This window comes from Chryseobacterium sp. PET-29, assembly GCF_025736815.1.
GTDB classification, from domain to species: Bacteria; Bacteroidota; Bacteroidia; order Flavobacteriales; family Weeksellaceae; genus Chryseobacterium; species Chryseobacterium nepalense.
This window is the reverse complement of record NZ_CP107053.1, coordinates 3,530,138-3,545,350: the sequence shown is the minus strand read 5'-3', so window position 1 is coordinate 3,545,350 and position 15,213 is coordinate 3,530,138. Positions and strand designations below refer to the sequence as shown.

Genomic DNA, 15,213 nt, shown 5'->3' with positions numbered 1-15,213 from the left:
CTTATTTTTATGAAGAAGTACGTTTCAGTTTCAGCAGCAGTCATTTTACTGGTGAACAGTTGTGGAAGTAGCGGAAATACAAATTATCCAGTAAGAAAACCTGTTTTAAAGCCATCCGTTACCGGAAGCAGCACAACTTCTGCGGCACAGGTCGAACGAGAATATCAGGCTCTGATTAAAACATACAAATCTGAAACCTCGGAAGTACTCAATTATTTACTTAATGATTCCTCCAATGATTCCAGAACAGCTATTACCGTAGAAAATAACTCCCGCTGCAATATGGTTCTTACGATAAGCGGAAACAATTACTTTAAAAAAGTTCCTATAGCTGCAAATAAAATTGGAGCCGTAATGGTTCCTAAAAATCAGAATTACAATCTTTCAGGGATGATCTGTGATGCCGTTTACCAGAAAACAAAATTTATAACAGGCCCTTATGAAGTGAAGCTTTCAAACTAATAATGAAAACGTTAAGACTGAAAATAAAAACCGCTGAATTCTTTGAATTCAGCGGTTTTGTATGGTAAGAAAATCTTAATTATTCTCCGTCAAAGTCAGCATCTTTATCAGCAGATACCACTTCTCCTTCTTCTTTAGATTTTTCTTTATCAGCTTTTCTCTGAGACTGACCTTCTTTAATAGCTTCAGAAACTACGCTAAGGATCATGTCGATAGATTTAGAAGCATCATCGTTTCCTGGGATTACGAAGTCTACTTTTCTAGGATCAGAGTTGGTATCAACGATACCGAAAACTGGAATACCTAATTTTTTAGCTTCAGTTACAGCGATATGCTCTCTCAAGATATCAACTACAAATACAGCAGATGGAAGTCTCACCATGTCAGCGATAGAACCTAAGTTCTTCTCAAGGTTAGCTCTTTGTCTGTCTACCTGTAATCTTTCTTTTTTAGATAAAGTTTCGAACGTACCATCTTTTTTCATTTTGTCGATGGAGTTCATTTTTTTAACAGCCTTTCTGATCGTAACGAAGTTCGTTAACATACCTCCCGGCCATCTTTCTGTAATATAAGGCATATTAAGTTCAGAAGCGTGTTTTGCAACAACCTCTTTCGCTTGCTTTTTAGTAGCTACGAAAAGAACTTTTTTACCTGCAGAAGTTAATTTTTCCAAAGCGCTACATGCTTCATCCAATTTAACTGCTGTTTTATGTAAGTCTACAATGTGAATACCATTTTTCTCCATAAAAATGTATGGAGCCATATTTGGGTTCCACTTTCTGGTCATGTGACCAAAGTGTACGCCAGCCTCTAGAAGGTCTTTTACATTTGCTTTTGCCATGTTTTCTGTTTTTGTTAGTTTACTTTCCGTCTTTTAAACAATCAACAACTTCTTTAGATGGGAGAAGCGTTTGGATGCTAAACGTAACGGGCAAAGTTGCTGTTGGCTTATTGCTTGTGGCAACTGGCTTCCCAGCTTTGGGTTAAAAAATAATTTTTTAAAAATTTTTCTAAAGCTATCCGCCATAAGCCAATAGCCATACGCTTTTTTAACGTTTTGAGAATTGGAATCTCTTTCTTGCTTTTTTCTGACCTGGCTTCTTTCTTTCCACCATTCTTGCGTCTCTTGTAAGTAAACCAGCTGGTTTCAAAGCTAATCTGAACTCAGCATTGATTTCGCATAAAGCTCTTGAAATACCTAATCTGATAGCCTCTGCCTGTCCTGTATTTCCACCACCGAATACGTTTACGGTAACGTCGTACTGACCAACAGTTTCAGAAAGGATAAATGGTTGGTTTAATTTGTAAACCATTACATCTGTAGAGAAGTATTCTTTAGCATCTTTACCATTTACCGTAATGTTACCAGTTCCTGGCTTTACGTAAACTCTTGCTACAGAAGTTTTTCTTCTTCCGATTTTGTGAACTGTAGACATATTAATTATTTAAATTCGTTAACATTAATTGTTTTAGGCTGTTGAGCTTCATGCTTGTGCTCAGTTCCTTCATATAAGTAAAGGTTCTTAAGAATTGCAGCTCCAAGTCTGTTTTTAGGTAACATCCCTTTTACTGATTTTTCCAATACTTTTAAAGAATCTTTCTTTTGAAGTTCAGCCGCAGTCATAGACTTCTGTCCACCAGGATAACCTGTATGCCAGATATAAGTCTTGTCGTTCCACTTGTTTCCGGAAAGAGTTACTTTCCCAGCGTTCAAAACAATTACGTTATCACCACAATCTACGTGAGGTGTATAATTTGTTTTGTGCTTACCTCTCAAAATCTTTGCAACCGTAGAAGCTAGTCTTCCCAACGGCTGTCCTTCAGCGTCTACCACAACCCATTCTTTATTAGCAGTAGCTTTATTCGCTGAAACAGTTTTGTAACTTAATGTATTCACACGTTTTAGTTAAAGATTAAACATAATTTCCCCTAAAAGGGTGTGCAAAGGTACAAATTATTTTTTTATCCAAAAAACATATAACCAAATTACTTAACATTTAACCATAAATTATAGGCTTTTAATGAATTAGATTGTTAACTGTGGAAATTCTTAAAGTTATTTTTTTTTGAAATTAAATGAAACTTAATATATTTACAGAACAAATGATTACATGATGAAAAAATTATTATGCCTTTTTCTGTTTATTACTATACCCTATTGTGCCCAAATAAATAAAAATGTTTTTTTTATCGGCAACAGTTACACCGCCCAAAATAATTTACCCCAGCTCATTAGTGAAATTGCAGGAAGCACTGGTGATCATCTTAATTACCAAAGCTATACTCCGGGTGGATCTACTTTACAGGATCACGCCAATAACAATGCTGTTTTAAATACGATAAACCAGGGAAATTGGGACTACGTGGTATTACAGGAACAAAGTCAGATACCTGCATTTTCCACTTCATTTGTCCAGACAGAATTTTTCCCGTTTGCTACTCAGCTTGCCAATAATATAAAGAGCAGAAATGCCTGTGGCAATCCCATCTTCTATATGACATGGGGACGAAAAAACGGAGATACACCAAACTGTACCGCAATCCCTTACCTTTGCACTTACGAAGGCATGGATGATAAGATTTACGAGCGCTACATGCAGGCTGCGCTGGAAACCGAGAGCCTCGTATCACCGGTAGGCCGCGTTTGGAGATATATCCGCACGCAACATCCTACGCTAGAATTATATGAAGCCGACGGGTCTCATCCCAATTATCTCGGTTCTATGATTGCTGCGTACACTTTTTATACAACAATATTTAAAAAAGATCCTACTTTATCAACTTATGACGGTAATCTGTTGCAAACAGAGGCAAATATTGTAAGAAATGCTGTAAAGACTATTGTTTTTGACCATATGGATACCTGGTATATTAATCTCCATGATACAAACTCAAGGTTCGATTACCAGTTATTAAATTCAAATACAGTACAGTTTAATAACCAATCCGGCAACGCTACCATGTTTCAATGGGATTTTGGAGACGGCAACACTTCCAATATGGAAAACCCTTCCCATACATATGGAAATACCGGTGATTACAATGTAAAACTTACTACCGACGCATGTGGAAGACTGACTACAAAAACAGAAAAAATCAGCATTACTACGCTGGCCACCTTAGAAACTCAAAAATCCGTTCTTAAAATTTATCCTAATCCTGTAAAAGACATCCTGGTCATTAAAACATTTAAAAAAATATCGAGCCTGGAAATTAAAGATGCCAGTGGAAGAAAAATGAGCTGCAAAATATTATCAACCGGTGATGAATATAAAATTTTTGTACAGAATTTAAGCCAGGGAAACTATATTATTACTTATCAAGATGATGATCGGCTGTCGTCAGAAAAGTTCATCAAAGAATAATGATTATAATTTTTATTGAGATATAAAACAGAACACAACCGAATAAACTCCTTATTTATTTGATTTGTATTTATTAAATTTTATTTAAACATTTGCTTTAAAACTTATCAATATAAAAATAATATTACCGAAATATTTATATTTGCGATAAACATAATAAACTATGAGCCACGGAAAAATCCGGGAAGATAAAACCTGCCTGAACTGCGGACACATTGTTGAGGAAAGATTCTGCCCTCACTGCGGACAGGAAAATACGGAGACAAAACAACCGTTTCATTATCTTTTCACCCATTTTATTGAAGATTTTACGCATTACGACGGGCAGTTCTGGAAAACAATTAAGTACCTGCTGTTTCGTCCCGGAAAACTTACCAAAGAATATCTTGCCGGAAAAAGACAGGCCTATGTTGCCCCTGTAAAACTGTATATTTTTGTAAGTTTTATTACTTTTTTTGTGCCATCGCTATTTTCTTCTTCAGGTGAGCAACAGGAAGAAAAAAATGTATACAATATAAATACAATTCAAAGGCAAAAAGCAAATAAGGAAAGAATTGCAAAAATACTGGACAGCGTCAACAAAGAAAATAAAAACATGTTGATCCCACAGGGAGCAATTAATGATCTTAAAGTAACAGAAGTCAACGGAAATAATATTGAAACAGATGCTTTAGGAGAAACTAAAGACGGCAAATTAAGTATTTTGGGTGCTGCAAATATGAAGCAGTTTGATTCGTTATACGCAAAAGACACCAATAACCGATCTGTTTTTGATTTCATGAGGCCTTTTGCAAAAAAAGTCTTTCATTTACAGGAACAGGGACTTAATAAAGAACAGATTTTTGATAAGTTTAGTGAAACAGTTGTGCATACATTACCTAAAGCGCTATTTATTTATCTTCCTGTTTTTGCTTTTTTCCTATGGCTTTTCCATAATAAAAAGAAATGGTGGTTTTTTGATAATGGAATTTTTACACTTCATTATTTCTCCTTCTTACTGCTGGGCATCCTTATCCTCATTTCTTTATCTGAACTCTTATCCTTACTTCCGGATTATACCATTTTTAATGTGATTAGTTTTCTTGTATACACCATTACTATCGTTTATATGCTGATCTATTTTTTCATAGCCCATCACAGAGTTTACGAAAATTCCAGAAGTATAAGCGTGGTCAAAGGAATGTCTTTATTTATCATCAATTTCTTTGCGCTGCTGTGCATGCTCCTTATACTTGTATATACAAGCTTCCGAATGATGCATTAATCACGAAGCGTTTTATTGGCCCTAAAACTGGCAATCAGGTAATATGCCACAAAAACCGTAGAGAATTTCAATATGGAAGGAATCGCCAGCTCAAGATTAAAAATTAAAGTTCCAACAAGAACTAAAATTCCCATAGCTACAAAAGACAGTCCTAATTTTTGGGCTAAAGTAAAATCCGGTGTATCTAAATAATAAGCAATTCCCCATGCGAAACCAAAAGCAACAGCATAGTAAATATCAAGTCCGATGTTTTCCGAGCTGTAAAAAAAATAATTAATTAAAAAACTTAAAACCGTTCCTAATAAAAAATAAAGCAATGCCTTTTTCATACTATATATAATAATATGCAAAAGTAGAGAAATTAATCTGAGTTTCTAAAAACCCGCCTCCACAGACTAACAAATGTTTGGTATAAGGAAGTAAAAAAAACAGCACCATAACCTAAATATTTAAAAATCAAAATATTACCGTCAAACAAAAGGTTGTTATTTTATTATTATATTTGGAAATTCAGAAATTTTCTAGATTTTTTATGGAAACCCAAAAATATACTCCTAAAAACAAAATAAGAATTGTAACGGCTGCTTCATTATTTGACGGCCACGATGCTGCAATTAATATCATGCGCCGTGTCATTCAGGGAACAGGATGCGAAGTCATTCACCTTGGACATGACAAATCTGCAGAGGAAGTCGTAAATACGGCTATTCAGGAAGATGCCAATGCCATTGCGCTAACGTCTTATCAGGGCGGACACAACGAATATTTTAAATATATCTACGATCTTTTAAGAGAAAAAAACTCACCGCAGATTAAAATTTTCGGCGGCGGCGGCGGTGTTATCCTGCCTGAGGAAATTAAAGATTTAATGGATTACGGAATCGACAGGATTTATTCTCCGGATGACGGCCGCGAGCTTGGACTTCAGGGAATGATTGATGATCTGGTACAAAAATCCGACTTTGCCACCGGAAAAGAGGTTGATGTTCATGATTTAGATTCAATTCAATTTGAAAATCCTACGAGCATTGCAAAGGTGATCTCTGCCGTTGAAAACTTTTCAGAGGAAAAACCCGATCTTGTAAAAGCCATCGACGAGAAGTCAAAAGATCTCCACATTCCGATCATCGGGATTACAGGAACCGGTGGCGCCGGAAAATCTTCGTTAACAGATGAGTTAGTAAGACGTTTCTTACGTTCCAATACCGATAAAAAAATAGCGATTATCTCCATTGACCCTTCCAAAAAGAAAACCGGCGGGGCACTTTTGGGTGACAGAATCCGTATGAACGCGATCAACGATCCGAGAGTCTATATGCGTTCAATGGCAACGAGGGAAAACAATGTTTCCGTTTCCCCGTTTATCCAATCTGCCTTGAATGTATTAAAGCTGGCTCATCCAGATGTAATTATTCTCGAAACATCAGGAATCGGGCAATCCGGTTCGGAAGTATCTGATTTTGCAGATGTTTCCATGTATGTAATGACTCCTGAATATGGAGCGTCAACCCAGTTGGAAAAAATAGACATGCTTGATTATGCAGATCTGGTTGCTTTAAACAAATCCGATAAAAGAGGTGCTTTAGATGCGCTTCAGGCGGTTAGAAAACAATTTCAGAGAAACCATTTGCTTTGGGAACAGCCTTTGGATGAAATGCCGGTTTACGCAACAAAAGCGTCTCAGTTCAATGATCACGGAACGACAGAATTATACAACAGATTAGTTTCTAAAGTAAATGACAAATTTGCTGATTTAAACTTGCAGGGCTTTGTTGAACAGGAAATTACAGATGAAGTAACGATTATTCCTCCAAAAAGAGTTCGTTATCTATCTGAAATCGTTGAAAACAACAGGCAATACGACGCCAATGTTGAAAAACAGGCTGAACTAGCAAGAAAAATGTATCATATTGAAGGTGTTAAAAATTTCCTTTCAAATGAAACTTTAGACACTGAATATCAGAAAGCTGAAAAAGAGCTCCAACAGGAAAATATCGATTTCCTGAAAACCTGGGATGATACGAAAAAAGCTTTCCATGCAGAGTTTTATTCATATTATGTAAGAGGAAAAGAAATTAAAGTTGAAACCTCAACAGAATCTTTATCCCATTTAAGAATTCCGAAAATTGCTTTACCAAAGTACAACGACTGGGGTGATCTGATCAAATGGAAAGGCCAGGAAAATCTACCGGGAAGCTTTCCTTATACTGCGGGAATTTATCCTTTCAAAAGAACAGGAGAAGATCCCACGAGAATGTTCGCAGGAGAAGGAGGTCCTGAAAGAACCAACAGAAGATTCCATTATGTTTCTGCAGAAATGCCTGCAAAACGTTTGTCTACAGCTTTCGACTCGGTAACGCTTTATGGGCAAGATCCAGCTTTACCGCCGGACATTTACGGAAAAATCGGAAATGCGGGAGTTTCTATTGCGACTTTGGATGATGCCAAAAAACTATACTCAGGTTTTGATCTGGTGAATGCATTGACATCAGTTTCAATGACAATCAACGGACCGGCTCCGATGCTGTTGGCTTTCTTTATGAATGCAGCCATCGATCAGAATGTAGAAAAATATATTATTGAAAATAAGCTTGAGGCTAAGGTTGAGGAAGTTTTAAAAGCAAAATTTGACGATAAAGGTTTGGCAAGACCAAAATACAACGGAGAACTGCCACCTTCCAATAATGGCTTAGGACTGAAATTATTAGGAATCACCGGTGATGAAGTCATTCCTGCTGAAATTTATGCTGAAATTAAGGCTAAAACCATTGCAACTGTTCGTGGAACCGTTCAGGCAGATATCTTAAAAGAAGACCAGGCTCAGAATACGTGTATTTTCTCTACAGAGTTTGCATTGAGATTAATGGGTGACGTTCAGGAATACTTCATTAAAGAAAAAGTAAGAAACTTCTATTCGGTTTCCATTTCAGGGTATCACATTGCAGAAGCGGGAGCAAATCCGGTTTCTCAGCTGGCATTTACTTTGGCAAACGGTTTCACCTATGTGGAATATTATCTGTCGAGAGGAATGGATATCAACGATTTTGCACCGAACTTATCATTCTTCTTCTCCAACGGGATCGATCCTGAATATTCAGTAATCGGACGTGTCGCCAGAAGAATCTGGGCAAAAGCAATGAAATTAAAATATGGTGCCGACGAAAGAAGCCAAATGCTGAAATACCACATTCAGACTTCGGGACGTTCGCTGCACGCTCAGGAAATTGATTTTAACGATATCAGAACTACTTTACAGGCGTTGTATGCAATTTATGATAACTGTAATTCACTGCACACGAATGCTTATGATGAAGCAATTACTACTCCGACTGAGCAATCGGTAAGAAGAGCAATGGCGATTCAGCTGATTATCAACAAAGAATTAGGTTTAGCTAAAAATGAAAATCCGCTTCAGGGTTCATTTATTATTGAAGAATTAACGGATTTGGTGGAAGAAGCTGTTTATGCAGAATTTGACAGAATCACGGAAAGAGGAGGTGTTCTTGGCGCAATGGAAACCATGTATCAGCGTTCAAAAATCCAGGAGGAATCAATGCATTATGAGTGGCTGAAACATACCGGAGAATATCCGATTATCGGAGTAAATACGTTCTTAGGTAAAGACGGTTCGCCAACGGTGCGTCCGGGAGAAGTTATTCGTTCAACGGAGGAAGAAAAGCAGTTCCAGATCGAAATGCTTCATAATTTCCAAAAGTCTAATGACGAAAAGTCCGAAGAAGCCTTAAAAACTTTACAACACGCAGCAATCAATCAGCAAAATTTATTTGAAGTAATGATGGATGCCGTGAAGTACTGTTCTTTGGGACAAATTACCAATGCTTTGTTTGAAGTGGGCGGGAAGTACCGAAGAAATATGTAGTCCGTAGCCGGACAGGCAATTTTGACAACTAAACTTATTAATAATTATAAATTAAAACCTCAAGGAAATTCTTTGAGGTTTTGTATTTTTGAATTTCTTTATTTTTAACATCCTTAAAAAATTTTATGAAAAGGTTTTTCTCAATCACAATAATAATTTCTGCTTTAATATTTTTAAAAAGCTGTAACTCATATCCGATGGACAACACGCATAAAAGTAATATGACTAAAAATACTGAAGAATTACAGAAAAGGCAAGAAGCCGAAAAAAGTAAAATCGAACCTAACGAACTAAATAATTTCGGAAGACCAGATAATAAATAAAATTATTATTGATAGTCTTAATCCTGAAGTTCATATCAGCAATGAAACCCAAAGCCATCTTCAACTGGAGCAGCGGAAAAGATTCTGCTTTGGCTCTGTATAAGATTTTAAAAGAAGACCAATATGAAATCTCTTCTTTACTGACAAGCATTAATAAAGAATTCCAGAGAATCTCCATGCATGGTGTTCCTGTTTCTCTATTGGAAAAGCAGTCTGAAAGTTTGGGATTTCCGTTGATTAAAATGGAACTTCCGAAAGAGCCGACCATGGAAGAATACCGTGAAATGATGGCAAAAACCATGAACGAAATTAAATCCGTTGGTGTTACCCATTCGATTTTCGGAGATATTTTTCTGGAAGACCTAAAAAAATACCGGGAAGAACAATTGTCGGAAATCGGAATGAAAGCTGTTTTCCCGTTATGGAAAGAGAATACTGCGAACCTCATCCATGAATTCCTTGATTTAGGCTTTAAAACCATTGTAACCTGTGTCAATGAAATGTATCTTGATAAAAGTTTTGCTGGAAGAATCATTGATAAAGATTTCATAAAGGATTTACCTGAAAATGTAGATCCTTGTGGTGAAAACGGAGAATTCCACACCTTTACTTTTGATGGCCCGATTTTTAAAAATCCTATTTCATTTGATATCGGAGAAACAATAAAGAAAGGCTATCCAAAACCAAAAACTGATGAAAACACTCATAGCGGCGAATATGTTTTCTGGTTCTGCGACCTGATTTCAAAATAGTACTTTTTAAATATTATGCCTTTAGTTTAATGACAAAAAAGCTTTACTTTATTGCAATATTTCCACCTCAACAAATTATCGATGAGGTACAAATTTTCAAAAGAGATCTGGCCCTCCATTATGAAAACTCAAAAGCATTAAAAAACGAGGCCCATATTACCCTTTGCCCTCCTTTTTCAAGAGAAGCAGATTGGGAAGAAGATATCTTTAGGGCATTCTATGATATTGACACGCATATTGCTCCTTTCGAAATCTTGCTTAATGGTTTCGGAAGTTTTGCAAATCCTAAAAATCCGGTGATATACATACAACCGGAAGACAGTGAGCCATTACGGATACTCTACCAAAGAGTAAAATCAAAATTTAATTTTAATAATTATTCTTTCAATCCTCATATGACGGTAGCCTATAGAGATCTGACATGGGAAAATTATCTCAAGGCCTGGGAAGTTTACAACAAAAAAGCATATAAAACTAATTTCTTAGTTGATAAAATAATTTTACTTCGACATGATCAACAGTGGGTTCCGATAGCAGAAAAAAAGCTGATATTCTGACAGGATGTTTGATGATTTACAAGATAACATCATATAAAATCATATCTTTGAACCGATGATTGCAGAGAAAATAATTTTAGGAATTGACCCGGGAACTACCGTAATGGGTTTTGGTATTATTTCCGTAAAAAAAGGTAAAATGGAAATGATATCCATTCATGAATTGCTGCTCAAGAAATATCCCAACCACGAAACCAAACTAAAATATATTTTTGATAAAACATTGGCGCTTATTGATGAATTTCATCCGGATGAAGTCGCACTTGAAGCACCTTTTTACGGAAAAAATGTACAGAGTATGCTGAAATTGGGCCGCGCGCAGGGGGTTGCCATGGCAGCAAGCCTTCACCGGAATATTCCCATTACAGAATATTCACCGAAAAAAATAAAAATGGCGATCACAGGAAACGGAAATGCGAGTAAAGAGCAGGTTGCAGGAATGCTAAAAAGTTTACTGAATTTAAAAGAATTTCCCACAAAATATCTTGACGCTTCAGATGGCCTGGCCGTAGCCGTTTGCCATCATTTCAATTCCGGGACTATAACCGATACAAAATCTTACACCGGCTGGGAAAGTTTTCTTAAACAAAATCCCGATCGTTTAAAATAAAATTATCCCACAGCTCTTATCAATCTGTGGGATATTTTTTTATTTTGATTTGTATTCTGCAGGGGTAATTTTAAAATCTGCCGTCAGCTTTCCGTTTTTATCGTAATAAGTATATACCATGGTCACATCATTATCACGAAATTGCTTAATGTCCGGGGAAGCTTTTACAACGCGCAAAGCTCCTTCTTTAGCACTTGTTTTAAACATTTCGATCTGTTCCGGTGTTACACTTTCTTTTACATCATCCAGCAATGTATAATTATATCTGAAAATTTTTCCCGGTTGGGCAGAAACACTGTCAAGACGTACACCATCTGCTAAATTTTGCGGGGTTGTCTTGTTGATATTTTCTGCAACTTCTTTCAGGTCATCGTCAATGGCTTTTTCTTTACTGCATGAAGTAAAGACCATTGCAAGGCATACTGCTGAAAGATTGATTACATTTTTCATAATAGTTGTTTTGTGATTGATATCTAAAGATAAGAATTTTTTATGAATAAATTTAATCCACTGATTTGCAATAAAATAAACAACGAAACCGTTATACTTGGTAAAACATAATACTATCTTTTACATTGGTATAGTTTTTAGTAGTACATTTGTATAAATTTTCTGTTATGAAAAATAACCAACAAACTATAAATCAGGCGAATCATAAAATAAATTGGTTCCAGAAGTTTCTGATGGTCTGCTCCGGAGGAAACATTCATATTTTAAGAAAAACCCCCAGCGAATGGAACAAATTTGCCGGAATCGGCGGAATCGTTTTATTTACCGCTGTTTTCGCGACACTTTCTGCAGGATATGCCATGTATACTGTATTTGATAATATCTGGGCTTCTATTGGGTTCGGTGTTTTGTGGGGATTAATGATTTTCAATCTGGACCGGTACATTGTTTCTTCGATTAAAAAAACCGGAACCTGGTGGAATCAGGTTTTAATGGCTGTTCCGAGATTAATCTTAGCAACATTTCTGGGAATTATCATTTCAAAACCCCTGGAACTTAAAATTTTTGAAAAAGAAGTCAATAAACAGCTGAACACCATCATTCAAAGAAATAAAAAACAGCTTCAGGGCGAGATGAACGGTAGAATTCTTCAGCAAAGCGGACCTTTTGAAACTGAAAAAAAACAGATTACCGAAAAAATTGCCAGTTATCAAAAATCCTATGATTCTGCTTCTGTAGAACTGGAAAAAGAAATCCTCGGAAAACAGTCCGGGTTAACCAGCGGTAAAGAAGGGTTCGGGCCAAATGCCAAACGTAAACAGGAACTTAAGGAACAAAGACGCCAGGATCTGGAAAATTACCAGAAACAGGTTGCTCCCCGACTGGAATATCTTGATAAGGAAATCTCCAAAGTCTACACCAATCTTGAAACGGAAAGAAAATCTACAGAAACTTTTGAAGACAAATTCAATGGTTTTGCGGCAAGGCTTCAGGCTTTGGATGAATTGGGAAAAAATTCGGCCGTCATCGGACTCGCAGCCGCCTTTATCATGGGACTTTTTATCTGCCTTGAAATTTCCCCGGTTTTGGTTAAATTAATATCTCATGTTGGACCTTACGATTATCTATTGGAAAAAACTGAAAATGATTTCCGGCTTTATTCAAAAGAGAAAATTGAAAAAGGAAATGCATTAACGGATTTCAGAATTGATGATTTTAAAGACAAATTAAACCAATAAAAATATAACAATCATTGCCTTTCGGGTTCCGGGAGGCTTTTTTTGACCTTAACCGTTTCCAAAGGAACATTTTTTGTTCGGTATTTAGCATGCCTTCTTCAGTAATCAACAAATACCACTATTTTCCGGAGACTGAGGTTTTGAGAATAATCTACCAGTCCGGTGCCGTATATGATTACATTGATGTTCCCGCAGAAATTTTTGAACGATTTAAAACAGTACAGTCGAAAGGAAGGTTTTTAAATTACTTGATTAAGCCAAAATTTAAATATAAAAAAGTAAAATAAAATGCCTCTGCATTCAGCAGAGGCAATATATATGTTCTAATCAAACATAATTATTTAACAATCAGTTTAGAAGTCTTTGTATCCATTCCATTAGAAACCTGAACCACATATACTCCTTTTTCAAGATTGTGTTTTATCCTGTAAGTATCATTACTTTCTTTCATTAAAGATGGTGTTGCCACCAGTCTTCCTGACATATCAGAAATGGTAACTTTAAGATTTTTATCATTTTTAACTCTAACGAAAACATCACCTCCTTGTGTAATTGGATTAGGATAGATTACCCAATCATTACCTTCCGTTTTCACGTCATTTGTTGCTAAAGTATTAAGTAATCTAACTGTATAATCTTCAGCCTGTCCCCAGACTAATTGACCACATGGCGTAATATTCGAATTCTGGTAATCTACTATAACTCTCATTCTCAACGGAGTGTTTAGGACTGCTGTAGCCGGGGGAGTAAATGTTGTATTAGAAATACCAATAAGAGTAACCGGATCGGCAGAAATATTATCTTGCGAAGCTACCAATTCCGAAGCTTCAAAAGTACCATTATTGTTGTAATCAATCCATGTGCGCATTGAGTTCCCGGAATCAGTCACATTCACCTGAAGGTTTTGAAGCTGACCCACTTGCAAATCCGTAGATGTTGCTTTAAGACAACTTGAGGAAGTATAATCTTCGTAATAATTAGGAGCATATGTCCAAACGCCGGAAGAACCATTATTGATCGTTCCAAGCTTTACTAATGTCGGCCCTATCAGATAATTGTTTGTCGCTGCATTGGTTAAACCACTTGGCGAACAAGCTGCAACAGGAATTCCTATGGAAGATGCCGATGCAGGAACAGTTGCCCCGAGTGAAGTACTTAGCGCCACCCGAAATGCAAAAAAGTAAAGCGCGGATCTGTCGTGCTGTCCATCAGTAAATTTGAATGCCGTAGGATTTGTATAGTTCATCATATTATATTGAACACCTTGGTAATTGGTTCCTGTACAGTAATTCATATCACTATTTGTTGGAGCCGGAAAGTCATTTAATAAACTTCTTGACCATTCTGTGTCACAGATTCCGTCATCATCTACAGTACAGTCGTTAGAAGCCTGACTAGGACAAAAACTTGTAGAGGTCGTTCCTGCCGGCGGATTGGAATTTGCGCTTCCAAAAGTATGCAGTAGCCCCATACTGTGACCGAATTCATGAGCCAGTGTAATATCATCCTGTAAGGTGACTACAAATGATTTCATAAAAGATTCAAATGAGGAGTCAGGGTTTGTTGGTAGACCAGCCCAACCCATAATTCCATATTGCCCACCTCCATCAACTTTATTAATAATATAAATATTAAAATATGAAGATTCCGGCCAGTGGGGTGCAATTGCTTTAACCTGCGCTGTAGTAACACCCGTATTAGTAGCCTTTCTTACGCCATTTGTATCGTATCCGGTAATAGTGCCGCCATTGTATCGTATGATCCCGGTAGTTGCATTACAGCTAGGATCTCTTTTTGCCAGCACCAGTTTTATAGGCATTACAGCTGCATTGCCAAAATCAGCGGGAACTCCCTGTGACCACTGGTAGGTTCCTGCGTACATTTGGTTACAGTTATCCAGCCAAGCCTGGATCTGGGCATCCGTTTTGTTATAAGCAGAACCCAGAGCAGAACCGGTAGGAACGATTACATGAACAACTACAGGAATTTCATAAACTCCATTCACCGTTTTGAAAGCAGCCCCCTGCTTGCCTGATTTTTTTTGCTGACTGATGATCTGGTTGCGAATTTTACCGCGAATTATATCCCCAATTTCCTTATTTTCTTTGCTAAACTGCTTTTGAGTATCGTCAAAACCACATACCCATTGTCTTTGTTGAGCATATAAACTAACACTAAACCAACATAAGCCTAATAAAATTAATTTTTTCATCGCATATTATTTTCGTTGTAAATTTAATATTTTATTACGAATAAATAAATAAAAATGATTAAATTACTTACAATCATACAATAAAAACGAAATTAATTAA

At 36.6% G+C, this 15,213-nt stretch carries 15 protein-coding genes; 9 read left to right on the top strand and 6 right to left on the bottom strand.

The window, feature by feature from the left end; translation table 11 throughout:
- Positions 1 to 9: 9 nt before the first annotated feature.
- Positions 10 to 462, top strand: coding sequence for a DUF6759 domain-containing protein (locus ODE14_RS16120; RefSeq protein ID WP_263602153.1), 453 nt, complete (start codon positions 10 to 12; stop codon positions 460 to 462).
- 79 nt (positions 463 to 541) lie between these two features.
- Here the strand turns inward: ODE14_RS16120 and rpsB are convergent, their stop codons facing one another.
- From rpsB to rplM, 3 genes are all read right to left on the bottom strand, one after another.
- Positions 542 to 1,303, bottom strand: coding sequence for a 30S ribosomal protein S2 (gene rpsB / locus ODE14_RS16115; protein ID WP_029295347.1), 762 nt, complete (start codon positions 1,301 to 1,303; stop codon positions 542 to 544).
- Between the two features lie 208 nt (positions 1,304 to 1,511).
- The gene (gene rpsI / locus ODE14_RS16110; protein ID WP_072883409.1) at positions 1,512 to 1,898 is read right to left on the bottom strand and encodes a 30S ribosomal protein S9; all 387 of its coding nucleotides are present in this window, start codon (positions 1,896 to 1,898) and stop codon (positions 1,512 to 1,514) included.
- Between the two features lie 5 nt (positions 1,899 to 1,903).
- Entirely contained in the window at positions 1,904 to 2,359 is a 456-nt protein-coding gene (rplM, locus tag ODE14_RS16105) for a 50S ribosomal protein L13 (protein ID WP_027381190.1), read from the bottom strand.
- Positions 2,360 to 2,573: 214 nt separating this feature from the next.
- On the opposite strand from rplM, the gene ODE14_RS16100 reads away from it, so the two are divergent.
- Both ODE14_RS16100 and ODE14_RS16095 read left to right on the top strand, forming a co-directional pair.
- A complete protein-coding gene (locus ODE14_RS16100; RefSeq protein WP_263602152.1) occupies positions 2,574 to 3,827 on the top strand; it encodes a PKD domain-containing protein in 1,254 nt (417 codons plus the stop codon).
- Positions 3,828 to 3,990: 163 nt separating this feature from the next.
- Entirely contained in the window at positions 3,991 to 5,091 is a 1,101-nt protein-coding gene (locus tag ODE14_RS16095; protein WP_263602151.1) for a DUF3667 domain-containing protein, read from the top strand.
- On the opposite strand, the gene ODE14_RS16090 is transcribed toward ODE14_RS16095, so the two are convergent.
- Positions 5,088 to 5,420 carry a hypothetical protein gene (locus tag ODE14_RS16090; protein ID WP_263602150.1) on the bottom strand — a complete coding sequence of 111 codons (333 nt, stop codon included), beginning with the start codon at positions 5,418 to 5,420 and terminating at the stop codon, positions 5,088 to 5,090. The two genes, ODE14_RS16095 and ODE14_RS16090, sit on opposite strands and share 4 nt — an antisense overlap.
- A gap of 203 nt (positions 5,421 to 5,623) precedes the next feature.
- Here ODE14_RS16090 and ODE14_RS16085 point away from each other — a divergent pair, with 203 nt between their 5' ends.
- The 4 genes from ODE14_RS16085 to ruvC all read left to right on the top strand — a co-directional run bounded on the left by ODE14_RS16085 (position 5,624) and on the right by ruvC (position 11,213).
- Complete coding sequence (locus tag ODE14_RS16085; RefSeq protein ID WP_263602149.1) at positions 5,624 to 8,971, top strand: methylmalonyl-CoA mutase family protein; 3,348 nt, start codon at positions 5,624 to 5,626, stop codon at positions 8,969 to 8,971.
- 364 nt (positions 8,972 to 9,335) lie between these two features.
- A complete protein-coding gene (locus ODE14_RS16080) occupies positions 9,336 to 10,046 on the top strand; it encodes a diphthine--ammonia ligase (RefSeq protein WP_263602148.1) in 711 nt (236 codons plus the stop codon).
- A 29-nt stretch (positions 10,047 to 10,075) separates the two neighbouring features.
- Positions 10,076 to 10,603, top strand: a complete 528-nt coding sequence (locus ODE14_RS16075; protein WP_263602147.1) for a 2'-5' RNA ligase family protein — start codon at positions 10,076 to 10,078, stop codon at positions 10,601 to 10,603.
- A gap of 55 nt (positions 10,604 to 10,658) precedes the next feature.
- Positions 10,659 to 11,213 carry a crossover junction endodeoxyribonuclease RuvC gene (ruvC, locus tag ODE14_RS16070; RefSeq protein ID WP_248388681.1) on the top strand — a complete coding sequence of 185 codons (555 nt, stop codon included), beginning with the start codon at positions 10,659 to 10,661 and terminating at the stop codon, positions 11,211 to 11,213.
- Between the two features lie 39 nt (positions 11,214 to 11,252).
- Here the strand turns inward: ruvC and ODE14_RS16065 are convergent, their stop codons facing one another.
- On the bottom strand, positions 11,253 to 11,663 hold the full coding sequence (locus ODE14_RS16065; protein WP_263602146.1) for a hypothetical protein: 411 nt from the start codon (positions 11,661 to 11,663) through the stop codon (positions 11,253 to 11,255).
- A 167-nt stretch (positions 11,664 to 11,830) separates the two neighbouring features.
- On the opposite strand from ODE14_RS16065, the gene ODE14_RS16060 reads away from it, so the two are divergent.
- Together ODE14_RS16060 and ODE14_RS16055 are read left to right on the top strand one after the other, a co-directional pair.
- Complete coding sequence (locus ODE14_RS16060) at positions 11,831 to 12,901, top strand: DUF4407 domain-containing protein (RefSeq protein WP_248388686.1); 1,071 nt, start codon at positions 11,831 to 11,833, stop codon at positions 12,899 to 12,901.
- An 89-nt stretch (positions 12,902 to 12,990) separates the two neighbouring features.
- Positions 12,991 to 13,188: a KTSC domain-containing protein gene (locus ODE14_RS16055; RefSeq protein WP_263602145.1), complete on the top strand. Its 198-nt coding sequence runs from the start codon at positions 12,991 to 12,993 to the stop codon at positions 13,186 to 13,188.
- Between the two features lie 50 nt (positions 13,189 to 13,238).
- On the opposite strand, the gene ODE14_RS16050 is transcribed toward ODE14_RS16055, so the two are convergent.
- Positions 13,239 to 15,113, bottom strand: coding sequence for a zinc-dependent metalloprotease (locus ODE14_RS16050; RefSeq protein ID WP_263602144.1), 1,875 nt, complete (start codon positions 15,111 to 15,113; stop codon positions 13,239 to 13,241).
- Between the last annotated feature and the right edge of the window lie 100 nt (positions 15,114 to 15,213).